Annotated in this window: 25 protein-coding genes; 7 read left to right on the forward strand and 18 right to left on the reverse strand. The window is 62.4% G+C overall.

The features are described 5' to 3' along the window. From NEZ08_RS14240 to NEZ08_RS14260, 5 genes are all read right to left on the reverse strand, one after another. Positions 1-261, reverse strand: a 261-nt coding sequence (locus NEZ08_RS14240) for a nitrilase-related carbon-nitrogen hydrolase (RefSeq protein ID WP_298107822.1), incomplete at its 3' end; no start/stop codon positions are given. A 288-nt stretch (positions 262-549) separates the two neighbouring features. After that, a complete protein-coding gene (locus NEZ08_RS14245; RefSeq protein ID WP_298107824.1) occupies positions 550-1,875 on the reverse strand; it encodes an MFS transporter in 1,326 nt (441 codons plus the stop codon). 89 nt (positions 1,876-1,964) lie between these two features. Continuing rightward, positions 1,965-3,599 (reverse strand): bifunctional 3-(3-hydroxy-phenyl)propionate/3-hydroxycinnamic acid hydroxylase, encoded by a 1,635-nt coding sequence (locus NEZ08_RS14250; protein ID WP_298107826.1) that lies wholly within the window; start codon positions 3,597-3,599, stop codon positions 1,965-1,967. Then, positions 3,596-4,501 carry a VOC family protein gene (locus NEZ08_RS14255; RefSeq protein WP_298107828.1) on the reverse strand — a complete coding sequence of 302 codons (906 nt, stop codon included), beginning with the start codon at positions 4,499-4,501 and terminating at the stop codon, positions 3,596-3,598. The genes NEZ08_RS14250 and NEZ08_RS14255 overlap by 4 nt, the downstream gene beginning before the upstream one ends. 127 nt (positions 4,502-4,628) lie before the next feature. Further along, entirely contained in the window at positions 4,629-5,612 is a 984-nt protein-coding gene (locus tag NEZ08_RS14260) for a tripartite tricarboxylate transporter substrate binding protein (protein WP_298107830.1), read from the reverse strand. Between the two features lie 250 nt (positions 5,613-5,862). On the opposite strand from NEZ08_RS14260, the gene NEZ08_RS14265 reads away from it, so the two are divergent. Continuing rightward, positions 5,863-6,756 (forward strand): polysaccharide deacetylase family protein, encoded by an 894-nt coding sequence (locus NEZ08_RS14265; RefSeq protein ID WP_298107832.1) that lies wholly within the window; start codon positions 5,863-5,865, stop codon positions 6,754-6,756. 699 nt (positions 6,757-7,455) lie between these two features. Here the strand turns inward: NEZ08_RS14265 and NEZ08_RS14270 are convergent. The 12 genes from NEZ08_RS14270 to NEZ08_RS14325 form a co-directional block, all read right to left on the reverse strand. Continuing rightward, positions 7,456-8,649, reverse strand: coding sequence for an IS91 family transposase (locus tag NEZ08_RS14270; protein WP_298107834.1), 1,194 nt, complete (start codon positions 8,647-8,649; stop codon positions 7,456-7,458). A 16-nt stretch (positions 8,650-8,665) separates the two neighbouring features. Beyond that, a complete protein-coding gene (locus NEZ08_RS14275) occupies positions 8,666-9,109 on the reverse strand; it encodes a tyrosine-type recombinase/integrase (RefSeq protein WP_367278416.1) in 444 nt (147 codons plus the stop codon). A 62-nt stretch (positions 9,110-9,171) separates the two neighbouring features. Continuing rightward, a complete protein-coding gene (locus NEZ08_RS14280) occupies positions 9,172-10,539 on the reverse strand; it encodes an MFS transporter (RefSeq protein WP_298107836.1) in 1,368 nt (455 codons plus the stop codon). A 50-nt stretch (positions 10,540-10,589) separates the two neighbouring features. Continuing rightward, positions 10,590-11,654: an aromatic ring-hydroxylating dioxygenase subunit alpha gene (locus NEZ08_RS14285; RefSeq protein ID WP_298107838.1), complete on the reverse strand. Its 1,065-nt coding sequence runs from the start codon at positions 11,652-11,654 to the stop codon at positions 10,590-10,592. A gap of 2 nt (positions 11,655-11,656) precedes the next feature. Next, positions 11,657-11,881, reverse strand: coding sequence for a recombinase-like helix-turn-helix domain-containing protein (locus NEZ08_RS14290; RefSeq protein ID WP_298107840.1), 225 nt, complete (start codon positions 11,879-11,881; stop codon positions 11,657-11,659). A 75-nt stretch (positions 11,882-11,956) separates the two neighbouring features. Then, a complete protein-coding gene (locus NEZ08_RS14295; RefSeq protein WP_298107842.1) occupies positions 11,957-12,964 on the reverse strand; it encodes a PDR/VanB family oxidoreductase in 1,008 nt (335 codons plus the stop codon). Positions 12,965-12,975: 11 nt separating this feature from the next. Further along, positions 12,976-14,466, reverse strand: a complete 1,491-nt coding sequence (locus NEZ08_RS14300; RefSeq protein WP_298107844.1) for an aldehyde dehydrogenase — start codon at positions 14,464-14,466, stop codon at positions 12,976-12,978. 10 nt (positions 14,467-14,476) lie between these two features. After that, positions 14,477-15,310 (reverse strand): aspartate dehydrogenase, encoded by an 834-nt coding sequence (locus NEZ08_RS14305; protein ID WP_298107846.1) that lies wholly within the window; start codon positions 15,308-15,310, stop codon positions 14,477-14,479. Further along, on the reverse strand, positions 15,307-17,004 hold the full coding sequence (locus tag NEZ08_RS14310) for a thiamine pyrophosphate-binding protein (RefSeq protein ID WP_298107848.1): 1,698 nt from the start codon (positions 17,002-17,004) through the stop codon (positions 15,307-15,309). Before NEZ08_RS14310 ends, NEZ08_RS14305 begins: the two co-directional genes overlap by 4 nt. Positions 17,005-17,016: 12 nt before the next feature. Beyond that, positions 17,017-17,808 carry an SDR family oxidoreductase gene (locus NEZ08_RS14315; protein WP_298107850.1) on the reverse strand — a complete coding sequence of 264 codons (792 nt, stop codon included), beginning with the start codon at positions 17,806-17,808 and terminating at the stop codon, positions 17,017-17,019. Between the two features lie 11 nt (positions 17,809-17,819). Beyond that, positions 17,820-18,674 (reverse strand): IclR family transcriptional regulator, encoded by an 855-nt coding sequence (locus tag NEZ08_RS14320; protein ID WP_298107852.1) that lies wholly within the window; start codon positions 18,672-18,674, stop codon positions 17,820-17,822. Continuing rightward, on the reverse strand, positions 18,667-19,482 hold the full coding sequence (locus NEZ08_RS14325) for an alpha/beta hydrolase (RefSeq protein ID WP_298107854.1): 816 nt from the start codon (positions 19,480-19,482) through the stop codon (positions 18,667-18,669). Before NEZ08_RS14325 ends, NEZ08_RS14320 begins: the two co-directional genes overlap by 8 nt. A gap of 218 nt (positions 19,483-19,700) precedes the next feature. Between NEZ08_RS14325 and NEZ08_RS14330 the strand changes: the two genes are divergently transcribed. The 6 genes from NEZ08_RS14330 to NEZ08_RS14355 all read left to right on the forward strand — a co-directional run bounded on the left by NEZ08_RS14330 (position 19,701) and on the right by NEZ08_RS14355 (position 24,687). Further along, positions 19,701-20,573, forward strand: a complete 873-nt coding sequence (locus tag NEZ08_RS14330) for an IclR family transcriptional regulator (RefSeq protein WP_298107856.1) — start codon at positions 19,701-19,703, stop codon at positions 20,571-20,573. Positions 20,574-20,625: 52 nt separating this feature from the next. Next, entirely contained in the window at positions 20,626-21,156 is a 531-nt protein-coding gene (locus tag NEZ08_RS14335; protein WP_298107858.1) for a cupin domain-containing protein, read from the forward strand. A gap of 100 nt (positions 21,157-21,256) precedes the next feature. Further along, the gene (locus NEZ08_RS14340) at positions 21,257-22,207 is read left to right on the forward strand and encodes a VOC family protein (RefSeq protein ID WP_298107860.1); all 951 of its coding nucleotides are present in this window, start codon (positions 21,257-21,259) and stop codon (positions 22,205-22,207) included. A 26-nt stretch (positions 22,208-22,233) separates the two neighbouring features. Then, entirely contained in the window at positions 22,234-22,599 is a 366-nt protein-coding gene (locus NEZ08_RS14345; protein ID WP_298107862.1) for a hypothetical protein, read from the forward strand. A gap of 17 nt (positions 22,600-22,616) precedes the next feature. Continuing rightward, positions 22,617-23,369, forward strand: a complete 753-nt coding sequence (locus NEZ08_RS14350; protein ID WP_298107864.1) for an SDR family oxidoreductase — start codon at positions 22,617-22,619, stop codon at positions 23,367-23,369. A gap of 58 nt (positions 23,370-23,427) precedes the next feature. After that, positions 23,428-24,687 (forward strand): MFS transporter, encoded by a 1,260-nt coding sequence (locus NEZ08_RS14355; protein WP_298107866.1) that lies wholly within the window; start codon positions 23,428-23,430, stop codon positions 24,685-24,687. A 64-nt stretch (positions 24,688-24,751) separates the two neighbouring features. Here NEZ08_RS14355 and NEZ08_RS14360 read toward each other — a convergent pair. After that, a partial coding sequence (locus NEZ08_RS14360) for a hypothetical protein (protein WP_298107868.1) occupies positions 24,752-25,036 on the reverse strand: 285 nt, incomplete at its 5' end.

A 25,036-nucleotide genomic window follows, 5' to 3' on the forward strand; every position in this document is an offset into this window, starting at 1 on the left:
ATGCTCAGCGGCGCGGGCGAACAGCGGCCTCGTTGCCGCATTCGGCATCTCGCGCTCGAACCAGGCATCGACCTCGGACTGGTCTTCCATGTACCAGCGCGGGAAGAACGTGGTGAGTGCAAGCTCCGGATAAACGATCAGCTCCGCACCCCGCGCCTTGGCCTCGTCCATCAGCGCAATCATGCGCGGGATCACGGCTTGGCGGCTCTCAGCGCGCTGAATGGGGCCCATCTGAGCGGCGGCGACATTGACGACACGCATGAACGAACTTTCGGATATTCGATTTGGGAGAGAATATCTCGGAAGAGTTTGGAAAGATCAATCGGTCATTTGAGCCGCACTTCGGAATCCGCATTCCGGTGCAATCTTGTTTATTTGCGGACGCGCTGCCGCTCGACCCCCCAGCACCAGAGCGAGACTGCGCAGGCCGACATCGAAAGTGGTGCGCTGAAGGACGTTCGGGAGTTCTTTCGCGGCTCGTGTGCGCATCCAATACCCCCGCCCAATCCCCGCATGGCGCGCGACACACTCTAAAATGAAGGTGTCAAATTACAGACTGTGTCTTGCGCTCTCGGGGGCGAGGAGAATTCCAACGAAGGCACAGGCGGCGATCGCCTCGAAATACAGGATGACCAGGCTGAAGCCACCGCCCGCCCCCATCAGCGCGGTCCCGACAAGCGGCGCCGTACCGCCGCCCAGGACGATGCCGAGCTGCTTGCCGAGCGAGGAGCCGGAGACGCGTACCTGCGTCGGGAAGAGCTCAGCAGTGAAAGCGGCTTCCGGCGCGAACATCAGCGCATGAATGATTCCGACGGAGACAACAAGGCCGAGAATGAGCAACGTCGGATCCTTGGTTGCAACGAGCTGGAAGTAGATCGGGTACCACGCGACGGCAAGCAAAATGCCTGCCATGATAAACGCTCGCCTGCCGAACCGGTCCGAGTAGCTGGCAATCAACGGGACCATGAACATCTCGAGCACGTTAGCCGTCATGGTGCCGAAAGTGACGCTGTATTGCGGCATGCCCAGGGTCTTGACGGCATAGCCCAGCACGAAGACCGTGCTCATATACTGGAACGTGCTGTGAACCATGTTGACCAGGCAGCCGAACAGGACCGACTTCTTCCAGGAGCGCACCACATCGAGCAGCGGCATCTTCGGTCTTGCCGCGGCCTTCTGCATCGCCTTGAACAGGATGGATTCATCCACCTGAAGCCGGATGTAAGTGCCCAGCACCACCAGCACGAGGCTGACAAGGAACGGGACGCGCCAGACCCATTGCGCGAAATCCTGGGCGCTGAAGGCAAAGCCCAGCAGCGCGATGAATCCGGATGCCAGGATCACGCCGATCGGGCCCGAGGCGTTGATCAACGAGGCAAAGAAGCCACGCCTTGCGTGCGGCGCATTCTCCAGCGTCAGCGAAACCGCATTCATGTATTCGCCGCCAAAGGCAAAGCCCTGGACGAAGCGCAGAATGACGAGCGCGGCCGGCGCCGCAGGCCCAATGCTGTCATAGCCCGGCAGACAGCCGATCATGAAGCTGACGATGCCCATCAGGGCGAAGGTGATGGTCAGCATGGCTTTGCGGCCGAGCCGGTCGCCGTAATGACCAAACACCATTCCTCCGAGCGGCCGGGCCACGAAGCCGACCGCAAAGGTCCCGTATACCGCCAGCATGCCCGCCAGCGAATCCATCTTCGGGAAGAAGACGTGGCCGAATACGATTGGCGCGGTAAAGGCGTAGATGAAGAAATCATAGTGCTCGATCACCGAGCCAAGCGAGGAAGCGACAACGAGCTTGCGGAATGCCGGCGTGACCGGAACTGAACCGGCTCGCGCCTGCGCGCCAAGCATCGTCTCTGCACTATTGCTCATGGTCCCCCTCGTCTTGATCTTGTTGATTAACCTTCGTTTGATGCGAAGAGTAAGCCCGGGCAATTCGTTCCCCGCCGTCAGCATTTGCCTCATCCGGCCGCAGCCATGGTACCTTGCCGTTCCCCGGACAACGCGTGAAAGCGCCGATCGAGCTCACGCAACAGTTCGCCAAGCTCCTGGGCGTTGCGCGTGGTGCCGAACACGTAATGATCGGGTCGCACGATCGCCGCACTGACGCCGTGACGGTCGAACCAGTCCCCCAGCACACCGTCGGTCTCTTCAAGCTGGCTCGGCGCGCTTCCACTTCCCTGCGCGATCGCGGCCGCGGCCATCTCGGAATTTCCGGCGCACAACGACATCAGCGAAGGAGCATCGCGGCTGCGGCCGTCGATGAAAACGCCCCAGCCGGGACCAGTCACCTGGTCAAGCAGGCAGGTCTTGCCCGCGATCGTGATCTGCGGCTGCGGGAATAGACTGCCACGCGCAGGCGTCTCCCGTTCCGCCAGGAAGCCTGAGCGAAGCGGCGGAATGATTTCCTGCCTGGTGATCGACAGCGTCCGGCCGCCGCCCTGCGCCAGAATTTCGGCGTCCCTCCGTCTTGCCGCGACCACATCGCGCTCGCAGATCGACTGCCCGATCGCCTTGATCTTGCCGGTCAGCTCGATGACGTGCTGCTTGCGCTCGGCCGTGTACGTATCAAGAAGCGTATCCGGGGATGCGCCCTTGAGCACGCGATCAAGCTTCCAGACGAGGTTTGTCGCATCGCGCAGGCCCTGGCACATGCCCTGGCCGATGAAGGGCGGTTGCTGATGAGCGGCATCGCCAGCGATCAGAACCCGGCCGTTCCGCCAGACGTCGGCGACCAGAGCGTGGAAGCGATAGGCCGCGGCCCGCCACAACTCGCCGTCCTGCGGTGTGAGCCAGGGGGCCAGGAGCCGCCAGACGTTATCCGGCTGCTCCATCTGTCGCGGATCTTCGCCCGGCAGCAGCATGATCTCAAATCGGCGGTGGTTCTTCGGGCCGATGATGAAGCTCACCGGCCGTGCCGGATTGCAGAATTGCGCGGAGTTTCGCGGCAGCTTCGCGTGCGCGCCCTCGTGCAGCAGCATGTCAACCACGAGCCAGGGCTCGTCGAAGATGAGATCTTCCAGCGCGAGTCCTGCGATCTGCCGCACGGTGCTCGAGGCGCCATCGCAGCCAATGACATAGCGCGCCGTCACCAGCCGCGTCCGTCCGTCCGGCTGCTTCAGCTTTGCTTCGACATGGCCGGACCGCTCGGTCAGGTCGACCAGTTCGACACCGAGTTCGGCGCGGACACGCGGGAAAGAGACGGCGTGGCGGCGCAGCACGGCTTCGACCGGAGGCTGACTGAACACCATGCTCGGCGTGTAGCCGAGCGGATAGGGCCTGGCGACCATGTCGACCCGGCGGATCAGCTGACCGTCGACGCCAAAATGCTCCGACACGGTAAAAGGCTCGACATGGGGCGAGATCGCCGCCGCCAATCCCATATTGTCGAAATAGCGGAAGATTTCGTGATCGAGCGCAATGGCGCGCGGCTTCTCGTAGATGTCATTGAGGCGGTCGATCACCAGCGTTCGATGACCGAGCCGGCCGAGCATGCCGGCGGCGACCGCACCCGTCGGCCCGAAGCCAACGACGAGCACGTCAAAATCGGCGGCCGAAGTGGTGATCATGCGAGAGCTATCGGTGGCTTCGCTCATTCCTTTTGCCCCTGCGGGGCGAAAGGAACGGCGAGCTGGGCCTTCTTGCAGTCCTCGCTCTTGGGCGGAGCAATGCCCCATTGATCGGTTCGTCCAGGCGGCCAGATCCATTCGCCGGGACCTTTCGCACGATAGCTGTCGTCGATCTGCAGCACTTCGGCGGTGTATTCGATGACGACGCCGGTCGGATCGACGAAATAGGCGAACACATTGTCGCCCGGACCATGTCGGCCGACACCCCAGCCGATCGGGTAGCCATGATCGACCATGCGGCCGGAGCCACGCATCACGGATTCGAGATCGGGCATGAGAAAGGCGACATGGTTGAGGCCACAGACCGGCGCGTCCGCGAGAACGACGGCATGATGGTCATTGTTGCAGCAAAGGAACGCCATCGCCTTCGACCGGTCCGACAGTCGAAAGCCGAGAGACTGCTGGTAGAACGCCGACAGCCTCTCGATCTCGGCGCTATTGATGTTGACATGCGCCAGCCGTTCCACCCGCTGCGCGACCACGCGCGCCGCCTTGGTGCGATCGCCATGGACGAACTCGACGCAGCATCCCTGCGGTTCGCGGACGATGAAGCTTTCGCCGCCCGATGGGGCGGGCGACGGGCCGGGCGCGCGGACGACCTGGCAGCCGGCCTCTTGCACGCGCGCAAACAGGCGGTGGAGGTCCTCGCGCGAACGCGCACGGAAACTGATCTTGCGCAGGGAGGCTCGGTCGCCAGGCACAAGTTCAAGGACGTGAAAGTCGCTTCCCGTGGCGGCGAGATAGACCGCGCCATCGGCTTCCGCGGCGAAATCCAGCCCCCAGACCTTTGTATAGAATTCAATCGAGCCGCTCAGCTGCGGCGTTGCGATTTCGACACTGCGCAGGGCCGCAACCGGAAAATCAGACATCGGATTCCTGATCATGGTGAACGTGGGCCGGCACAAGACCGGGGCAGATCACCGAAAAACTCATTACCTAAACCAGTCTAGACCAATCCAAATGCCAAGGCCAAAGAATGGCGAGGCTCACGACATTCTATTGAGGCTGCAGGCCTGCCTTCTCAATGATCGGGATCAGGCGCTGGCGCTCGGCGACGAGAAATGCCTGTGCCCCGGTCGGCGTCGCATCAAGCCTGACTTCGAGACCCGAAGCCTGCAATGCAAGCTCGAATTCGGATTGCGTAACGACCGCGCGTGTCGCGTCGGAAAGGCGATCGACGATCGCCTGCGGCGTTCTCGCGGGCGCCAGCACGCCGCAGGTCAGGCCTGCGACCAGCCCCGAAAGCGTTTCGCCTGCGGTCGGAATATCGGGCGCGGCTTTCAGTCGCGCAGGCGCGCAAACGGCAAGTATGCGCAAACTTCCCGCATGGTGAAAATCCAGCACCTGGCTCGTGACGTTCGGCGTCATCATCGGCACCACGCCCGCGATCAGATCGATCAGGCCAGGCCCGGCGCCGCGATAGGGCACATGCAATATGCCGGGCGTATTGGCGAGCTGCTTGAACAACTCTCCTGCAAGATGGGTGACCGTCCCGGTCCCAGCCGAGGCGTAGGACAATTTGGCCTGATTGCCTTGCGCGTATTTGACGAATTCGGCGAGGTTAGCGGCGGGAACGCTGGGATGAACGACCACCGCCGTCGCGGAGGTCGCGATCATCGACACCGGCGCGAAATCCTTCAGCCCGTCATAGGGCGGCTTCAGCATCAGATAGGGCGCAATGATTTGCGATGAGGTATCGCCGAACAGCAGCGCATAGCCATCCGCCTTCGCATGGGCCACGCTGCCCGCACCGATCGTCCCGCCGCCGCCACCCTGATTTTCGACCACGATCGTTCCGAATGGCTTCATCCGGTCGGCCCAGATTCGCGCCACCGCGTCCACCACCCCGCCAGGGGCATAGGGCACGACGAGTCGGACTGGGCTCGACGGATATTTCGATTGGGCACGGGCAGATCGTGCCGGCAGGAACTGCGCGGCGAGACCTGCCCCGGTCCCTCGAATAAAATCCCGACGGTCCATCCCCTGGTCCTTTTGGCCCCCGCGAGAATCCGTCGCCCGAAAATTCTCGTTCCCCGCTGAAGCAAGACGGATGCTATCGCGGCTTGAAGACAGGAGTCGAGGATTGCTCGACGATGCACTGCACAACCAAATGAGGTCGCCGGGATATTGACATCGTCGCGACAATGCCGGCTTTTCCGCCCGCGCTTGCAAAAAGGAACACGGCCCAATCGCTCAAAAGGCCATCGCAAGGCAACAAAGGAAGCCAGGGATGACATTGCCGCCTCATTCGTCGAAAGCATTTGCCCCCAAGCCATTTCATTGGCCGAACGGGGCGCGGACCGCGGTGGTGGTGACGTGCCTCTTGGAAAACTGGTCCGGCGATAATGGTCCTCCCTTTTCCGTGCAGACCACATCACTCAAGCCCGGCACCCATGACCGCGCGGCGATGACCTGGGGATATTATGGCACCCGCAACGGCGTGTGGCGTCTGCTGAAAATTCTCAACGAGCACCATGCGCCCTCGACCTTCGTTGCGAATGCCCGTTCCATGGAAATCGCGCCCGATGCGGTCGAATGCATCCTGAAATCCGGACATGAGGTCGCGGCGCACTCCTACACGCAGGATGCGCTGATGGCCTATCTGAAGCCCGACGAAGAGCGGGCCATGGTCGAGAAATGCATCGGCGTGTTCGAGAAGCTGACCGGCGCGCCACCAAAGGGATGGCTCAGCCCGGTGCTGGCGCCAACCGCCTCTACCGAGGAAATCATCGCCGATGCCGGCTTCCTCTGGTACGGCGACTACAACAATATCGACCTGCCCTTTTGCGTCGACACGAAGAAGGGAATGCTGGTGGCCCTGCCGCACACGGATTTCGCCGATCACCGCGTGCTGCGCGCCAATCCGCGGGACTGGTTCGAGGTCTACAAGGACACGTTCGACTATCTCTATGAAAACGAGCCGACCTCCTACCTCAACATCACCGTGCACTGCCATTTCGGCGGCCGCCCCTTGATGGCCGCGCAGGTCGATCGAATCCTGAAATATATTCGCGGCTTTCCCGGCGCCTGGATCGTGCGCCACGACGAGCTGGCCCAATGGATCAAGGACAACAGGATCGCCGAATGGACGAACCAGAAGCGCTTCTTCGATCGCCAAGCGTAACGATGCGGGTAGATTCCCGGCGGCTGCGGACGATGCCTTGGCCGGTTGTCCGGTATGCCTCGTCGGGAATCGAGACCTACGGGCGTTAACCGTGTCCATGAAACCCTGGAACTCCACAGAGCTGCGCGATCGAGCACACATGCACCACGGGCACGGAGCGTCGGATCACCCGTTGGAAGCATAAGCATTTAACCAGACCGCGAGCCGATACTCGCCCAGTTGCCTGCCGCAGCACCTTACCGCGCGAGCGGCTGAGAGCCCCATGGCCCATCGTGTCATGCGCTGCGGTCGCTCAAAGATGGTTGGTGTTGGCGCGAAGCAGACGTCGTGGGACGGACGTTTGCCGCAGCTAAGGCAGAGTTTGTGAAGGGTTTCGGATGCCGGCCGCTTGAGGGACGGCGCCGCGTATTCGGCGGCCGGCGTCCGAAAGCCTCCAAGGAAACCGCGGGTAAGGGAACGTCAGGCAGTGGGGCAGGCGCTATGGGGATTGAGTGCCGCGGGCGAGCTGGCTGATTTGGATCGAGCCGATGCAACGGGGTGTGCGACGATAGAGCGGCTGACGGATGAGCGGCGGGTGACGTCGAATTTTTGCAAGTCGTGGGACGATTTGCGAGGACTGGCGAATAATTGAGTGTGCCGTGCCGTGGCCGATCGAGAGCCAGCGAGCGCGACATGGAGATTTGCCGGATTGCGGCGGGGTCATGAGGTGTCGATCCGGATGCGGTTGGTTGGGGCTGTCGGGCGATGCCGTGGCGTTGCTCCGCGCGCGAAGACCTCGATGATGATCATGCGACCGCCGCAGCATGGACAGCTCGGCTTGCTGGGATCGGCGGCGGTAGGCCCGCCCTGAGGCGTTGCGCCGGCGAGCAGTTCACGGGCGCGTGCGATGTTGTCGGCGCAAGCGCCTTTGGCAAACAGGCCGTAGTGGCGGATGCGATGCAACCCTTTGGGCAGCACATGGATGAGGAAGCGGCGGATGAACTCGTCGGTGGTGAGCGTCATCTGCTTGTATCGATTGCGGCCCTCGATGCGGTAGTCCTTCCATTTGAAGGTGACGCCACCCTCGTTGCAGGAGATCAGGCGGTTGTTGGCGATGGCCACGCGGTGGGTGTAACGCGACAAATAGGCCAGCACCGCCTCAGGTCCACCGAACGGTCGCTTTGCGTAGACGACCCCTTCGGCCTTGCGCAGTGGTGCGAGATAAGCCGCGAAGGATTGCGCATCGGCCAGATGGGCGTTGTCGCCGAAGAAGCTCAGGCGGCCGGCCTGGTGCGCGACGACGAGCTTCTCCAGGAACAGTCGGCGAAACAGGCGGGAGAGCACGCGCACGGGGAGGAAGAAGTCCGGCCGGCACGACATCCAGCGCTGGCCGTCGGGCGAGATGCCGCCGCCCGGCACGATCATATGCACGTGCGGGTGGTGGGTGAGCGCCGAGCCCCAGGTGTGCAGCACGGAGGTGATGCCGACCTTGGCGCCCAGATGCTTGGGATCGGCGGCGATCGTCAGCGTGGTCTCGGCCGAGACCTTGAACAGCAGATCGTAGACGACGGCCTTGTTCTGGTAGGCGATGTCGGCGATGGCCGCCGGCAGCGTGAACACGACGTGATAGTACGGCAGCGGCAGCAGGTCGGCTTCACGGTCGGCAAGCCAGTCCTTCGCGGCGGCGCCTTGGCACTTTGGGCAGTGCCGGTTGCGACAGGAGTTGTAGGCGATGGTCGTATAGGCGCAGTCCGCACAGCGCGCGACATGGCCGCCGAGTTCGGCCGTGCGGCAGCGCTCGATCGCCGACATTACCTTTAACTGCTCGAGGCTGATATGGCCGGCATTGGCTTGGCGCCATGCCGGGCCATGGCCGCGGAAGATATCCGCGACCTTCAAAGCCGGGCGCGACACGCCGTGGCCTCTCGCTTCAGGCAGGCGGCTCGTCTCTCTTGGAGCGCAGCGGCATGAGGTGATCCAGCGGGCTCATGACCTCGCGGATGGTGTTGGTGGCAACGCGGATGTAGAGCGCCGTTGTCTCAAGCTTGGCATGACCCAACAGGACCTGAATCACCCGAATATCGATGTTCTGCTCGAGCAAGTGGGTCGCGAAACTGTGGCGCAAGGTGTGCGGCGTCACCCGCTTGGTAATCTCGGCCATATGGGCCGCAGCATGGCAGGCGCGCGTGAGCTGGCGTGTCGTCATCGGGCTGGCCGGCTTCAGTCCCGGAAACAGCCAGCCCTGCGGGCGGAAAATGCGGTACCAATCGCGCAGAAGTTCGAGCAGCACGGGGGAAAGCATCGCGTGGCGATCCTTGCGGCCTTTGCCCTGCTCGACACGCAGCATCATGCGCTCGGAATCGATGTCGGACATCCGGCGCGGGCGAGGGAGACCAGGCTCGTTTTAATCGAGATTGAATATTGTCCTCGCGCCAACTAGCGTTTCTGCCCCGGCGTTGTCGACCCGAAATCGACATCCTTCGTCTCCGGACCGATCGCCGCTCCGACGAAGATCAGAACCGCTCCCACCACCACAAGCACCAGCACCGTGTACTTGAACGGCATGAGGTAGGCGAGCCAGGTCTGATAAAAGACGTAGAACGCTGGGAGGATAATCGCGAGGCTGTAGCCCAGGCCGAAGCCGGATGCCCTCACCGTCGTTCTGAAGCGCTCGTTGATATAAACCGTGCCTAGCGCGCCCGGAGCGACAACCAGGACAGTTGTCAACGTCGTCAGGATCATGATGCGCGTCAGGTCGCCGGGAACGCTACTGAGCAGCAGATAATAACAGAATGTGCCGAGTGTCGCCGCGGCAACACTTGCAGCAAGTAAATAGTTTCGTCGTCCGATGCGCTGGCTTACGGCACCGCCGAGAACGTAGATGACGCTCAGCGCGAGATACGCGATGACAAGCGCGCTCGTCGTCTCAATGCTTCCCACTTTCATCTGGACCGCAAGCAGGCCCGGCATGACGGCAAGCGATGCGTTAAGGAGCAGCCAAAAGCCGGTCATAACGACGAACACCTGCAAGAAGCTCTTCAGATTTTCGCCGGTGAAAAGCACCTTGATCGGAGCGGTAGAGTTGGCGGTCTTGCCCGTCTTGCGCCAGATCTCGGACTCCTCGACCGAGTTCTTGTAATAATAGGCGAGCGCGAAGGCCATGATCGCCCCCACCAGGAAGGGAATTCTCCAGCCCCACTCCACGTAGGGCGAGCCGGGTCCCTTAGCGGGGAACACCAGGAGGACGGCCAGTGTCACCAGCGAAATGCCCGCCGTTCCTAGCGGCGCGGCGCTCTGGATCACCGCGCCAAAAAGACCGCGCTTGTCCTTTGGACAATATTCCATGGCCAACGGATTGGCGGACGTATATTCACCGCCGAGAAAAATTCCGTCGATCAAACGCAGGCCGATGAATATCCAGATCACCGCCGGCCCAAGCGTCTGATAACCGGGCAGCACGGCAATCAGCAGCGTGACGACGCCGAAACCCATCACCGAAATGATGGTCGTACGCTTTCTGCCGATGGTGTCCGCAAAGTGCCCAAAGATGAATGCCCCGAGCGGCCGGCCGATCAGCGTCGTCGCAAAGATCATTGCGGACGCCACCGCCGCGATGGCGGGTGGAACATGTGATGGAATGAAGTATGCCATCGCCGGGGCGAGCGCGATGACCGGAAGAAAGATGTCGTAGTTGTCGACAAAGAAGCCGACTGCCGCGCCCCAGATCGCGTGGCTCGCCTGCGGGCTGAGTGTATCGTCAGCCGCCTCAAGGGTGCCTGCCTGCTGTTGTGCCAGAACGTTCATTGGATCCTCCCCGCAGCCCTGCTGCGTCATGTCGCCGTCATGCGCGACCGTTATTTCCCTGCAGCCTGAAGTTCGACCAGTTGCTTGCGCGCCTGCTGTGCCAGGTAACGGCGCAGTCGGATCACACCGGCATCGTGCTGATAGAGCATCTCGTATTTCTCGAGGCCCGGTTTGACGCCGGCAAGGATCTCTCGGTCCTGCTCGAGAACGTCCCAGTGACGTGGTTCGAGATTTGTCTTGTAGAGAAAGCGCCAGACGTCGCGCTGCCAGCCGCTCACCTTGCGGACACGCCAGAAGAACACGCACATCGTATTCTCGTCGATCGGGGTGCCGAAGCCAACAATCCCGAAATTGCCGCCAGGTCCGCCCGAAGGCGGATAAGGAATTTCGAGACGTACATAGAGCGCACCCCTATCGACAAATTCGCTCCAATCGAAGTTCACATCGCGCTGACCTTCTTTCTCAAAGACATAGCCATACGGCGTGTCGCGTGTGACGAAATGGGCTTGGGTCTCACCCTGGTACATGGTGTGGGAGTTGGCATGCAGGAATGTGCCATGCATGGGATCCATGAGGTTATCGAACGCATAACGCCATGCCATCTCCCAGTCTGCATAGCAGAGGAAGTGCGAATACTCCGGATCCACCAATTGCTCGGGGGGCTCGAACTCAGGCGCGTCCTGATGCAGGGCGTCGCCGAACCAGGCAAAAATGGCGCCGGCGATTTCGCGCGACGGATAGGTCTTTACCGCCTTCTTGCCTTCGAGCGGGCAGCCGGGCTGACCGGGTACCTTGAGGACCTTGCCGTCAGGACCAACCTCAACGCCATGGTAGTTGCACCGCAGCCGATCGCCCTCGTTGATGCCGCGAGACAGCGGCACCGCGCGATGCGGGCAACGGTTGGCCTGCACGTGAATGATGCCGCGCGAGTCGCGCCACAGCACCAGCGATTCGCCGAGCCGGGTCAGACCAAGCGGTTTGCCGCCCGCTTCGACGAAGCGCGAGGGCAGGATCGGCCACCATCGATTGCGCAAGCCGGTGAGCAGATATGCCTGGACCTGCTGATCGGTCGGCGCCGGTGCATTGGCGGTACGGTCGAGTGTTGCAACGCTCATGATCAGGCTCCCAATTCTTTCATCACCGCGGTGAAATTGTCTTCGGTCCAGTCGCCGCCGCTTGGCGGACGCACGCGCGAGGCGTTCAGGCCAGCGACGAGTTCGTCGAGTTCGCGTGCGCCCTTGCTGAAAATGCCCTCAATCGCGTTGGCCAGTTCCTGCTGCCACGCGGTCGGCGGCTGAGTCCGGGTCTGATGCGGACTGAGGTAGGGAAATTGGTATTCCATGCTGTCCTCCCAAACGATCGGGTTCATCTCGGTGTTATTCAAAAACTCCGCGACGACGCCATCGCGGCGATGCCGTCAAATATCAAGAATGAGGCGCGAGCCGGCTTTGGCCCGCGACACGCATGTCATCATGGTCTCGTTTGCGGCGCGCTCGGCCGACGACAGGATGCTGTCGCGATGGTCGACTTCGCCCGAAACGACTCGCGTTTCGCAGGTTCCGCAGATACCCTGCTGACACGAGCAAGGAACCTCGATGCCGGCTTCGTTGAGAATATCGAGAACGGTGCGATCCTCCGGCACGGTGAGCGTTAGACCGGAAACATTGCAGACGATCTCGAAGCTGCCCGCAACGTCATCGGTCGGACGGCTGCGTGGCGCGAACCATTCGAAATGTACGGTGCCTTCCGGCCAGGCGGCAGTGGCCTCTTCCACCGCGGTCATCAGCCGCTCGGGACCGCAGCAATAGATCATGGCGCCATCCTGCGTCGCAGCCAGCCTGCTTCCGACATCCAGCCGCGTACCTGCCTGCGAACTATGCAGGGAAATTTCACCGCCCAGCGCGCGGATCTCATCGAGAAACGGCGCATCACTGTCGCGCTTGTTGCAATATAGCAATGTCCAGGGACGGCCGCGTTCACGCGCCCGTCGCATCATCGGAAGCAGCGGCGTGATCCCGATACCGCCGGCGACGAAGATGTAGCGCTGCGCGTCTTCCAGCGGGAAGTTGTTGCGCGGCGCGCTGACCGTCACGAGCTCGCCAGGGCGCAGCTTCCGATGCACGAAAGTCGAGGACAGGCCGCCGCCGACCGCACGAATGCCAAGCCGGTAGTGCGAGCGATCCGACGGATCGCCGCACAGCGAATATTGCCGCATGGTGCCGTCCGGCAGGCGCAGATCGACATGCGCGCCGGGCTCGAAGGGCGGCAGCATTACACCGTCAGCAGAGGCGAGTTCGAGAGACAGCACGCCGGGCGCTTCCCAACGCATGGCGCGCACGCGAACCTGAATACCGGACGGTGCAGCGACACTCGGTGCACCCGTGCCGAGACTTGCAGGCGGCATCATTTCTGCGACGTCCGACATCTCACTCTCCCTCACACCGCGATCGCGGCCCACGGATGCGGCCGGTTGCCCAGGTCAAAATAAAGCGATTTCTGTGCCATCCAGGCGCGAATGCCATCGCGGCCCTTTTCCCGGCCGAGGCCACTCTCTTTCGTGCCGCCAAACGGAGTCGATATCGAGAACTGCTTGTAGGTGTTGACCCAGACCGTACCGGCGTCGATAGCCCGCGCCACGCGCCAGGCCTTCGGGAAATCGCGCGTGTAGATTCCGCAGGCAAGGCCATACGCGTTGTCGTTGGCCTGGCGGATCAATTCGGCTTCATCGTCAAACGGCAGTACGGCGAGCACTGGCCCAAAGACTTCCTCGCGGCACAGCGCCGCACGGTTATCGAGACCCGCGATGATCGTCGGCCGATAATACGTGCCCTGCTGATAGTCATCTCCTTTCGGCCGTTCGCCGCCGGTCAGCACGCGGCCGCCATCGGCCCGCGCACGGGCAACGTGAGCTTCGACCTCCTCGCGGTGGCGCGGCCTGATCAGTGGAGCAACTTGCGTCGCCTTGTCGAATGGATGGCCGATCCGCAAGCGTTCCGTTGCAGCGACGAGCTTCGCCACAAACGCCTCGTAGATGCTGCGTTCGACAAACAGCCGCGAGCCGGCGATGCAGGACTGGCCGGTCGAAGAGAAGATGCCGAACAGCACGCCGGCGCAGGCGATATCGAGATCTGCGTCGGCGAACACGATGGTCGGCGACTTGCCGCCGAGCTCGAGCGACACCGCCATCAGCTTTTCGGCGGCCTTGCGCGCCAGGGCGCGGCCGGTTTCGGTTCCGCCGGTGAAGGAGAGCTTTCTGATCGCAGGATGCTGCACCAGACGGTCGCCGACGATCGCGCCGGCGCCGGGCAGCGTCGAGAACAGCCCTCGCGGCAGGCCCGCTTCATCGATGATGCGCGCGAGTTCCAGCGAAACCAGCGGGCTCCAGGACGACGGCTTGAGCAGGATCGCATTGCCGGCGGCGAGCGCCGGCGCCACCTTCTGCGCATCGGAGGCGATCGGCGAATTCCACGGCGTGATCCCGGCAGTAACGCCGAGCGGCTCATGCACGGAGAATGTCAGATATTGTCCGCGGGATGGCGTGATCGCCTCTTCCATGATCTCCAGCACTGCTGCCATGTAGCGGAACGTGCCGGACGCGCTCATTGCAAGGGCATAGGTCTCGGTCAGCGTCTTGCCGGTGTCGCGTGACTGGACCTGCGAGATGCGTTCGGCATTCTTCGCGATGCCCTCAGCGATACGATAGAGGTATGTCGCTCGCTCATGCGGCAACAGCTTTCGCCAGGCAGGATCGTTGACGGCCTCTTCAGCGCGCTCGATGGCAAGATCGACATCTTCCACCGAAGCGCCCGACAGCTGGGCATTCAGCGATCCGTCGGCGGGGAAATTCGAAACGATTTCCGCGCCGCGGCCGTGGCGCCATTCGCCGCCGATGTAAAGTCTGTCCTGTGTCTCGATGACATTGCTCATCGGCATGCTCCTAGATCACGAGATTGCCGGCGCGGTTAAGAAGTTCGCGCGCCACACTGAATCCGGCCATCAACGACGTTTTCGGGTTTACCGCCGACGGGCGACCCTCGAGCCTGACGCTGAAGTCTCCGCAGGCCGAACGAACAACGAATTCGTGCACGTTACGGCTTACATCGGGATCGGCCACGAGACGCACTTTCGTCTGCTCGAAGCCGATGCCGGCAAGACCAAGCGTCGCCGCCACATTGGCGTTGAAAGGGTAGTCTCGCGCGGCTTCACGGGCATTGCCTTCGAAGAAGGCGGTGGGTTTGGTCAGACCGTGAAGGTCGACAATCTTCTCCGCGGCAGTGCCGACCCAAGCTTTCGGCGGCTTGCGTCCGATATAGGTCACCGATTCCAGTCCCGACAATTTCGCTGCGACCAGCGAATCGATCCCGCCGATCGCGCCTGCCGGTAGAACGAGCCTGCTGCCACCGCGTCGCGCGGCAAGCTCGAGCTCGCTGCGCAAACTCTCGTCGGACAGCGAGCCGATCGAGATCAGCACGAGGTCACAACCGGAACCAAGAATTTTGGTCCCATAATCGCGCACGGCGGTGTGGGAAGCACACTCGGCGACCGCGTCAGGCTGGTCGTTCAACAGGGCTGTTATATCCGTCACCACCTTCCGCGACGACGCGAGCTTGTCGCCGAGGCGATCGAGCAGTTTTTGCGCCTGCGGAGCGAAATCCGCCGGCACGAGAATCGTGACCTGCTCAAGAGGCGAGGCCAGTCGCTCCGCCAACGTCGACAGCGCGACATCAGCGATGCCGCCAGCTCCGATGACGCCGAGACGCCGCAGCATCATGTGCGCCCTCCTGCTGCGCCGGCCGGCGGACCGGCGAAGCTTTGCCGGAACGGCCCGATGGCAACCATGTCGATTTCAATCAGGCAGGGGCCACGCACCGCGATGGCGCGGTCGAGCGCAGCATCGACGTCCTCGATCCTCTTCACTTTTTCGTGCGGCAACCCGACGGCTTTACAGATGAGCGAGAAATCTGGCGTCAGGATGTTGGAGAAGACCTTGCGGCCGCCGTATTGCGCATCCTGGATGTTGCGGATGACGCCGTAACCCTGGTCGTTCATCAGCACAAAAACCATATTTGCTTCCATCTCGACGGCAGTCGCCAATTCGCCCAACATCAGTTGCGAACCGCCGTCGCCGAGCAGCGTGATGGTCTTTGCCGCAATACCGGCCATGGCCGCACCAATGCCCATCGCGATGCCTTGGCCGATGCCGCCGCCGAGCGCGTGGACTCCCAGATGCGGGGCGGCAAGGCGCACGTAGCGGTTACCGAAGGTGCTGTTGGAGATGGTGACGTCGCGCACCCAGGGATGACCGTTGCCGCTGACGCGCCGACTCAGCGTATCAGCGAGTGCGGCATAGGGACCGAGGTTGTCGCGCAGCGCAGCCTCCGATTGGCCCCGTGCCGGCGCAATGTCGGCAAGGAATGCGGCGTCGGTGTCGAGCTTTTTCGGAACCCGCGCCAGCAGGCCTTCCAGCACCAGGCTCGCGTCGCCGCAGATGAACTGCTCGACCGGGTAGTTGCGGCCAGCCTGTTGCGGATCGGCGTCCACCTGAACCAGCGGCGGCAGCGCCATGCGATTGTTCTTGGTCTCGTTGCCGCGCAGCCGTGAGCCAATCACGATCATCAGATCCGAGCGCGCGTAAATCGCCTCGGCATCCCGCGACATATTGAAGGCGCCCAGGTTTCGCGGATGACCTTCCGGCACAACCGCACGTCCGTTGGTGCTGGTCACCGCGCCAAAACCGCGATCGATGAGTTCAAGGGCTGCCGCCGCGGCGCCACGCGATCCGCCGCCAAGCCAAAGCAGCGGCCCCCTGGCTTGCCGCACTCGCGCCGCCAGTGCATCGAGCTCGGACGGATCCGGTACGACACGCGGAAACTCCAACTTGCCAACATCGCGTCGACGCACGTTCAGCCGCTGCACGTCGACTGGGATTTCGAGCGCGACCGGACCAGACGGCGCCGACAGCGCCTGGCGAACGGCCACAAGCAGCGTGTCGATCGCCGCCGCTGGCTCCCAGATGCGCAAGTACGCCTTGCTGACGGCCTTCAGCATATCCGGCTGTCGCGGCACGTCGTGAATGGCGGCGCGGTCGCGATCGGCGAACTCGCGATCGACCTGGGTCGTGATGTGCAGGACAGGCGAACCCGCCGTGAGCGCTTCGACCTGAGAGCCAGCAGCGTTGCCGGCCGCCGTTCCGGTCGAGGTGATGCAGACGCCGAGCGAGCGTGAGACGCGCGCATAGGCATCCGCCATGTTCATGGCGCCGGCCTCGCCGCGAGCCGGCACGAAGCGAATGCGCCCTTGCCGCCCGATCGCATCGAGGATCGGCATGTTGTGGATCGAGATCACGCCGAACACCGTCGTTACGCCGAGATCGGCCAGCGCTCGAGCAATCGCGTCGCCCACCGCCTCTTCATGCGATGCGGCGTCGGAGGCGGCGATGCGTTCCTTGGCGAGAGAGATGTTCATGACCTTGATCCGTTAGATGTGTCGGGACACGCCACCCGAAATCTCGAGACTGGCGCCTGTGATGTAACTTGCGGCGGGCGAGCCGAGAAAAACGATGGCACGCGCCGGTTCGTCCGGTGTACCGAGCCGCCCGAGTGGAATGCGCTTTTCGCGCGCGAGGCCGGCAAACCAGTCCTCCCGCGACTGCGTCTTGTCGGGCCGCGCTTCAAAGCGCCGCTGCCATTGGCCGGAGTCGACAAGGCCCAGCAGAACAGTGTTGACGCGTATCCGTGGCGCGAACTCGCTTGCCAGCGATTTCAACAAATTCTGCACGCCGGCGCGCGCCGCGGAAGTGCAGACCATGTGCGCCTCCGGTTGCAGCGCAAGCAGCGAGTTGACCCCGACGATCGCCGGCGCGTCGCTGGCGTCGAGCAGCGGCCTGAAGGCGCGGATCGGCAATATCTGGCTGAAGTACTTCAGATCGAATTCTTCCCGCCACTGGGCGTCGGTGGTGGATTCGAAGGTCGATACGCGTCCCTGTCCGGCGTTGTTGACGAGAAGATCGACGCGTCCGCGACCCCAAGTCGCGACGTCGCGGGCAAACGCAGCGACCGCCTCGGCATCGAGCACGTCACAGGCCTTCGCCAGCACGCACCCCGACTTGATGGCTTCGAGTCTCGCCTTGGCGCGCGCGAGCCGTTCTTCATCGCGTCCGCAGATCGCGACGCGTGCCCCGGCTTCCACAAGTAGCCGCGCGGTTGCAAGACCGATCCCCGAACTTCCGCCGGTGACGACTGCGATGCGATCGGCGAGTTTCAGGTCCACGGTCCTCTCCTTTACGCCAGGCTTCGTCTTGGCGTTGTGCGATCGGCGGTCGTCTCGGAATGGCTGCGCCAGCCGAGCCGCTGCGAGATTTCGGCCGCAGCATCCCTGACGCTTGCCGCAATCTGCGACCTGCGGCTGGCGCCGGCGAAATCGGTTGCATGACCACTGACATTGATGGCGGCAACCGGAGTGCCGGTCGCATCGAAAATCGCCGCTGCGACCGAGCTGATATCGGCTTCGTAATTGCCGTCGCTCCAGGCAAGCCCGGCGGCGCGGTCGGCGTCGAGCTGGGCATGCAGCTGCACCAGTGTCACCGCCGTATGCGACGTGACCGGTGCGAGGGTCGCTCCTGCGTAGAGACGGTCGACCTGGGCCGCCGGCAGATTGGCGAGAATGATGCGGCCCATATTGGCTGCATGAGCCGGAAGCCGGCTGCCGATGCGGATATTGCTCGCAAACACATGGTTCGGAACGCGACGCACCAAATAGACGATCTCAAGATTGTCGAGCACGCCTAGATGCGCCGACAGTCCAAGCGTGTCGGCAAGCCGCGTCAGGACCGGGACCGACGTCTGCACCAGATCCTCGGAGAAGAAGGCTTGCGCCGCGAGACCGATGAGGCCGACGCCGATGCGCCAGCCATTACCACCGGGACGCGGCTCGATGAAGCGTTCGGCGCTCAAGGTGTGAAGCAGGCGCACGAGCGTCGTTCGGTTGATGCCGAGCGCCCTCGCCGTCTCCGACATGTTGGTGACGGCATCGCCTTCGGCGATGTGGCGCAGCAGACGCGCAGCACGCTGCGCCGGCGGCGACACATAGAGATCGCTGCCTTCGGTCTCTTCATCGGTCTTCGTTTGCCTAGACATGGGCGTTTTCTCGTATAAAGGCGGCCAGCAGTTTCGCGACCAAGGCTGGCTCTTCCTGCGGCAGAGCGTGTCCCGAGCCTGTAACCTCGTGGTACTCTGCCGTTCCGCGCAGGGCGTCGCGCGCGGCTTTTGCGTTATCAGGCGGCGTGATCACGTCCTTCGAACCAACCGCAACAAGCGCGGGGGCGGAAACTCTGTCGAGATCGGCGAGCATGTCACCTGCGCCGAGCGCGCGAACGGCCTGCGCATAGCCTTGCGGATGAACCGCCGCCATTGCGCGTTCGACGGCGACCAGAACATGCGGCGTCACGACGGGATCGGCGACCAGCCGTGCGGCGCGCTTCCTGGCGAACGCTTCCGGACCAAGCGTATTGAGTTCATCGATGCGCTGCTGGACGGCTGGGGGCAGCGGTTCATCCGCCGACACGCGATAGCCGAGCGCAGGCGACAACAGCGCGAGCGCAGAAACCCGTTCGGGATAGTGGGCGGCAAAGCTCGCGGCAAACAACGAACCGAGGGAATGGCCGACGAGAACGGCGCGTGAGATGCCGAGCCTGTCCATGACAGCGGCAAGCACGGCGGCATAGTCGCGCGGCGCAGGCGATTCCTTGGCAAGCGGCTTCGATTGTCCGTAACCGGGCGCGTTCCAGGCGATTGCCTCGACCGACAGCGGCAACGCCTGCATCAAGGGATCGAAGCTGTGCGCATTGCTGCCGACGCCATGCAGCAGCACGAACGCGCGGCGCTGGCCTTCGCCGGAACGGCGAAAGACCTCAACCCCCTCGGCAAGCTCACGAACGAACGCCACGACCGTTTCCCCAAATGTTCAAATATGAACTTAATGTTCAATTATGATATAGGAGAGACCCGGCTGCGGGAGCTTGTCAATAGGTAAATGAAAATTAGTAGTTTAATACCGGCAAATACGGTTTGGTCGATAACCCGGAAATTGGCCTTGTCAGCAGTTGTTTTATATACTATACAATGTTTCGTTAGCAAAACTAAATGTGCACAGGGACGGCGGAGATGGCAGGCAAACGCTCAGCGGAAGACGATCCAGCATCCAGCATCACCGCGCTGCCCGACGGCATCGACGAGCGTTATCTTGTGCCGGCGCTGATCCGCGGGCTCGACATTCTCGCGGCCCTATCCGGCGACCAGCGGTCTCTGACCCTTTCCGAAGTCGCCGCAACGCTGAGCGTCACCCGCTCGTCGGCATATCGTCTGCTCTATACGTTGAGCGCGCTCGGCTACGTCGCCTATGACAACAGCACCAAGAGCTATCGCCTCGGCCCGCAGGTCCTGAGCCTCGGCTTCGGCTATCTCGCCGCGCGCGATCTGGTCGAAGTAGCGATGCCGCACCTCATCCGCCTGCGCGATCGCACCGGCTGGTCGTCACATCTTGGCGAATTGCACGGGCGCGATGTCGTCTATCTCGCGCGTGTGGCGACGCGGCGCTCCATCGCCAGTACCGTACATGTTGGCACCCGATTGCCTGCGCGCCGCACCACTATGGGGCGCGTGCTCTTATCGGGACTCCCGGAGACGGAGATCCGTCATCTCTACGACGATGCTTCCCTTGCCGCCGACACACCGCCAACCAATCTCGCCGATCTCCTAGAGCAACTCGCCGAAGACCGCCGCGAGGGTTTTGTCGTGCAAAATGCGGCTTATGAACCCGGCGTCGCCAGCGTCGCCGCGCCGGTGCGCGACATGACCGACCGCATTGTCGCCGCCATCAATATTTCCGCCGTGGCTATGTTTACCAACGACGCCGAACTCAACGGCGCGCTGAAAACGGAGGTAGTGGCCACGGCGCAGGCCATCTCGCAGGATCTCGGCCGTCACGCGGCGCCAGCTCCCGCCTCGCCGCGCCAATCGTCAACCTCACAGCTTTGAACTTGGAATGCCCCAACCATAGAGAGAAACCCAGACATTAAGGAGAGCAAACATGGATGATACGACACGACAGCAGAAGCGTTCCTGGGATCGGCCCGAAGGCGCGAGCTTCGAAGACTGGATGAAGAGCCGTGTCGCGCGCGTCGCCGACCGTCCCTATGACTGGAACGCGCTCAAGTTCCAGGCCGACTTCGACCCGAAGTACCGGCGCGCACAAAAGCGCTTCATCGGCACCGGTGCTACGGGCGTTGCTACGGATACCAATGTCATCCCGTCTGAGCATTTCACGCTCTCGAACATGATCATTCCCGCCGGCGGCGAAGGCCCAATGCATCTCCACGTCGATGCCGAAGAAGTCTTCTTCGTGCTGCGCGGCAAGATCAAGGTGATGGTTGAGAAGGATGGCGAGCGCTGGGAATCGATCCTTGGCGAACGCGATTGTATCTCGGTGCCGCCCGGCGTGTACCGCGGCGAGATCAATGTCGGTGACGAGGAAGCGATCATGATGGTGATGATCGGCTCTCCGAAGCCAATCACGCCGACCTACCCGGCCGACCATCCGCTGGCGAAGGTCAAGCGCTGATGCTCAAGATGCGGACGCGCCGCATGGGCGGCGCATTCGCCCGGTTCGGGGAACGCGTAGCGTGATACCGGCGCGCTGTTTTTGATGAAGGGATGCGATCATGTCATTCAATGGTATCGACGCAATTGTCTTCGGCGTGGCCGACATGGCTGAAGCCCGGCGCTTTCTGGACGACTGGGGCGTAACGCAGGCTTCAGCTACGAGCGACCGCCTGGTCTATCGAACCCGCGACGGCGCCGAAGTGATCGTCCGCCCGCATGACGCGCCGGATCTGCCGCCGGCGATCGAAACCGGCAACACCGTGCGCGAGGTGATCTGGGGCGCGGCGAGCGAGCAGGAGCTGCAGAAAAACCTGGCCGTGCTCCGTGAAGTCGAAAACTTCCGGACCGGTGCCGACGGGTTGCCGCGCGTCACCGATCCGAATGGCCTGAGCCTCGCCTTCCGTGTCAGCCGGCGCACGCCGGTCATCGTCACACCAACGATGCCGAATGCACCCGGCTCGCATCAGCGGGTCAACCAGCGCTCGCCGATCCACACCCAGGCGCATCCGATCAATATCGGCCACGTCGTGGTGTTCGCGGCTGATTTTCCGGCCATGCGCGCCTTCTATACCGAGAAACTTGGCTTTGTGATCAGCGATGAATATCCCGGCCATGGCGCTTTCACCCGCTGCCAGCAGGTCGGCGATCACCACAACTTGTTTATCCTCAACCGGCCTGGCAAACCCGGCATCAATCACGTCGCGTTCACCGTGACTGACATTCACGAGTTGATCGGCGGCGGCATTGCGATGAGCAAGAAAGGCTGGAAGACGGAAATCGGCCCCGGCCGTCATCCGATCTCATCGGCCTATTTCTGGTATTTCGAGAATCCGCTTGCGGCGCCGCTCGAATATTACGCCGATGAGGATTACTGCACGGCCGACTGGAAGCCGGCAAAGCATGAACGCAAGCCGGAAAATTTCGCCGAATGGGCAATCGCCGGCGGTATCGACGGCAAGACCCGCCGTCAGGTCGTGGCGACCGATCGGACAGGCCGCGGTCACGCCTGAGCACACAACGGCGGAGCGAAGCAATCATGACCCCCGAAATCCGACGTATCATTGTCGCAGAGGCGCATCGGCGGCGCTCCGGGCATTGTCCCTTGCGTCTTTATTCGCTGGGAACCGGCGAGACCTTTGAGATCAATCCGACGGCGGATGGCTTTGTCGATATCACGTCAGGCGCGAGCGCCTCGACCGTAGACGGTCGCATTGTCGTCGGCGGCAGGCAAGGAGCGATCGACCTGCAAATGACGGGCGATATCGCCTTCGACGGCTATGATCACATCAGCGACGAAGCTTTCACAGGACGTGCGGGCGGCGGCGCATCGGTCACGATCTACGATCGCGACCAGCGCAACTATTTTCAGTATGCCGTCGTCACCGAGGCGCTGAGGCTCTAGCGGAGGCCAGGACCACCATGGGCGGAAGATTCACAGGCCGACGGATCGTCGTCACCGGATCAGGACGGGGCCTCGGCTTCTCCTATGCTGAGCGGCTGTGCCGCGAAGGCGCGAGCGTCATCATCGCCGAGATTGATCCTGCTCTCGGCCTTGAAGCGGAGGCGGCATTGAAAGCAAACGGCGGCGATGCCCGCTTCGTCCAGGTCGATGTCTCCTCGGAAGCGTCAGTGGCCGAGATGGCGCGGATGGCGCGCGAGGGTTGCGACGGTATCGATGGCCTGATCGCCAACGCCGGATGGGCCAATAATGTCGGCGGCAAGACCTACGATGAAATCACCGTCGAGGCCTGGGACCGGATGATGGCAATCAATGTTCGCGGCACTTGGCTGACCGTACGCGCCATTGCGCCTGCCATGCGCGACGGCGGCTCGATCGTCACGGTCTCGTCAGACTCTATCTATTGGGGCGCCCCTCGCCTGCTTCACTACGTCACCAGCAAGTCGGCCATCATCGGCATGACGCGCTCGCTCGCGCGCGAACTGGGCGAGCGCATGATCAGGGTCAATTGCCTGTTGCCTGGTCTCACGGTCGGCGAAGCCACCAAGGACATTCCCGAGCAGCGCTGGAACGACTATGCGCAGAAGCAGGTGCTCAAGCGCAAGCAGACGCCGGATGACCTCGACGGCGTTGCCGCGTTCCTGATGTCCGATGATTCCAAGTTCATTACCGGCCAGGCGCTCGCCGTCGACGGCGGATTTTCGATGCATTGAATTTCATTGCAGCAGGCAACCATAGCGTGGCCCTGTGCAAACGGGAGTGTGGGTGATCGTGCAGTCGAAACGATGGGCGGGCGTGATCGTTATTTTGATCGTTGTGAGCATCGCTTACGTCGATCGCATCAACGTCTCCTTGATGATCACCAATGCGGATTTCCTCCACACGCTCGGGCTCGAGGGAGACCGTGTCGCGCAGGGACGCCTCGTCTCGCTGTTCCTGTTCGGCTATGGCCTCTCGGCCTGGTTTCTGACGCCGGTGTTCGAATCCCACTGGAGCGTGCGCACCAGCCTTCTGATCAGCGTTCTGCTCTGGACCGTCTTCACCGCCGCCTCGGCGCTCGCCGCTGGCGCAACCGTTTTCCTGCTGTTGCGTCTCCTGCTTGGCTGTGCCGAAGGTCCGCTGTTCTCGCTGAAAACCATATACGTCAAGGAGCACTTTGCTGCCAACGAGGTCGGCAAGCCGAACGCGGTGAGTTCGCTCGGCGTCAGCATCGGCCTTGGCGCCGGCTATTCGATCGTCAATTTCCTGATCATGCATTTCGGCTGGCGCGATTCAATCTGGGCGCTGGCGGCGCTCAATATTGTCATTGGACTACCGCTGATCGCGCTGTTCATTCGATCTTCGTCCACCCGCCCGCGCGACGCCGGCCATCAAGCAGATTCCGCCCTCGCGCTGCTCCTCGCGGCGCTGCGAACGCCGCATCTGTTCTGGATTCTGATCGTCGAGATCTGCACGCTGAGCTATCTCTGGGGCGCGAGCACGTGGTTGCCTTCCTATCTGAAGGAGGCGCGGCATTTCTCGCTCAATGAAATGAGCATCTTTGCCGGCCTTCCCTTCTTTGTCGGCATCATCGCCAACGTCGCCGGCGGATCGGTCGTCGATCTGCTGCCGCGATCGAAGGCGCCGGTCGTGTTCGCCATCGGTGGCGTAACCACTGCCATCTCCGTGACGACGGCGATCGTCGCCGACAACCCGTATGTCGCCGCGTCCGCTCTCATCCTCGCTGGTGCCGGCTGGGGCTTTCAGGCACCAGCGATCCCGACCCTGGTACAACACGTCGCCAAGCATGGAACGGTTGGCAGCACTTATGGCTTGATCAACGGCATCGGCAACCTCACCTCGGCGCTGATGCCGATGATGATGGGCGCCGCCATGATGTCGCGCTCCGGCGACAATCTCGCGCGAGGATTTTGGCTTCTCGTCGGCGCCCAGCTCCTGACGGCTGCATGCGGACTCGTGTTGGTGGCAAGGCTCACCAGAGGAGCGACCGAAGCCAGTCAGGGCGCGACCCTCGCGGCCGACTCCCCCTGAGCCAGCACACGCGTCGTTGAGCGAAGCAGACGCTGAAAACGGTGAAGCACTGCAAAAGACTGTACTAGATCGTGCGCGCAAAATCGTGCGCTTGAACCCCACCCGAAACAATCCGGTTCTGGTTCTGCAGTAAGTGTACCCGGCGGCGACGGGCGAGCAGATTGTCCGTTTTGCTCGCTCCAATATCCAATTCTACGACGAGCGCGAAATCAACCTGTACCAGCCAATCTGCTCGCTGTATTTCATTCGCGTTAAGGCGAAGAAGCAAAGTAGAAGATGCAGGCATGAAGGAATAATCGCACAGCGGTCCGGCCGTGCGGCGTCCGACCACAAAAACGTCCACGAGACC

Source organism: Bradyrhizobium sp. (genome assembly GCF_027451485.1).
Classification (GTDB): Bacteria; Pseudomonadota; Alphaproteobacteria; order Rhizobiales; family Xanthobacteraceae; genus Bradyrhizobium.

Bases quoted from the DNA above. Each gene is read 5' to 3' on its own strand.
- NEZ08_RS14245 (WP_298107824.1), bottom strand. From the start codon at position 1,875: ATGAGCAATAGTGCAGAGACGATGCTTGGCGCGCAGGCGCGAGCCGGT.
- NEZ08_RS14250 (WP_298107826.1), bottom strand. From the start codon at position 3,599: ATGAGCGAAGCCACCGATAGCTCTCGCATGATCACCACTTCGGCCGCC.
- NEZ08_RS14255 (WP_298107828.1), bottom strand. From the start codon at position 4,501: ATGTCTGATTTTCCGGTTGCGGCCCTGCGCAGTGTCGAAATCGCAACG.
- NEZ08_RS14260 (WP_298107830.1), bottom strand. From the start codon at position 5,612: ATGGACCGTCGGGATTTTATTCGAGGGACCGGGGCAGGTCTCGCCGCG.
- NEZ08_RS14265 (WP_298107832.1), top strand. From the start codon at position 5,863: ATGACATTGCCGCCTCATTCGTCGAAAGCATTTGCCCCCAAGCCATTT.
- NEZ08_RS14275 (WP_367278416.1), bottom strand. From the start codon at position 9,109: ATGTCCGACATCGATTCCGAGCGCATGATGCTGCGTGTCGAGCAGGGC.
- NEZ08_RS14280 (WP_298107836.1), bottom strand. From the start codon at position 10,539: ATGAACGTTCTGGCACAACAGCAGGCAGGCACCCTTGAGGCGGCTGAC.
- NEZ08_RS14285 (WP_298107838.1), bottom strand. From the start codon at position 11,654: ATGAGCGTTGCAACACTCGACCGTACCGCCAATGCACCGGCGCCGACC.
- NEZ08_RS14290 (WP_298107840.1), bottom strand. From the start codon at position 11,881: ATGGAATACCAATTTCCCTACCTCAGTCCGCATCAGACCCGGACTCAG.
- NEZ08_RS14295 (WP_298107842.1), bottom strand. From the start codon at position 12,964: ATGTCGGACGTCGCAGAAATGATGCCGCCTGCAAGTCTCGGCACGGGT.
- NEZ08_RS14300 (WP_298107844.1), bottom strand. From the start codon at position 14,466: ATGAGCAATGTCATCGAGACACAGGACAGACTTTACATCGGCGGCGAA.
- NEZ08_RS14305 (WP_298107846.1), bottom strand. From the start codon at position 15,310: ATGATGCTGCGGCGTCTCGGCGTCATCGGAGCTGGCGGCATCGCTGAT.
- NEZ08_RS14310 (WP_298107848.1), bottom strand. From the start codon at position 17,004: ATGAACATCTCTCTCGCCAAGGAACGCATCGCCGCCTCCGACGCCGCA.
- NEZ08_RS14320 (WP_298107852.1), bottom strand. From the start codon at position 18,674: ATGTCTAGGCAAACGAAGACCGATGAAGAGACCGAAGGCAGCGATCTC.
- NEZ08_RS14330 (WP_298107856.1), top strand. From the start codon at position 19,701: ATGGCAGGCAAACGCTCAGCGGAAGACGATCCAGCATCCAGCATCACC.
- NEZ08_RS14335 (WP_298107858.1), top strand. From the start codon at position 20,626: ATGGATGATACGACACGACAGCAGAAGCGTTCCTGGGATCGGCCCGAA.
- NEZ08_RS14340 (WP_298107860.1), top strand. From the start codon at position 21,257: ATGTCATTCAATGGTATCGACGCAATTGTCTTCGGCGTGGCCGACATG.
- NEZ08_RS14345 (WP_298107862.1), top strand. From the start codon at position 22,234: ATGACCCCCGAAATCCGACGTATCATTGTCGCAGAGGCGCATCGGCGG.
- NEZ08_RS14350 (WP_298107864.1), top strand. From the start codon at position 22,617: ATGGGCGGAAGATTCACAGGCCGACGGATCGTCGTCACCGGATCAGGA.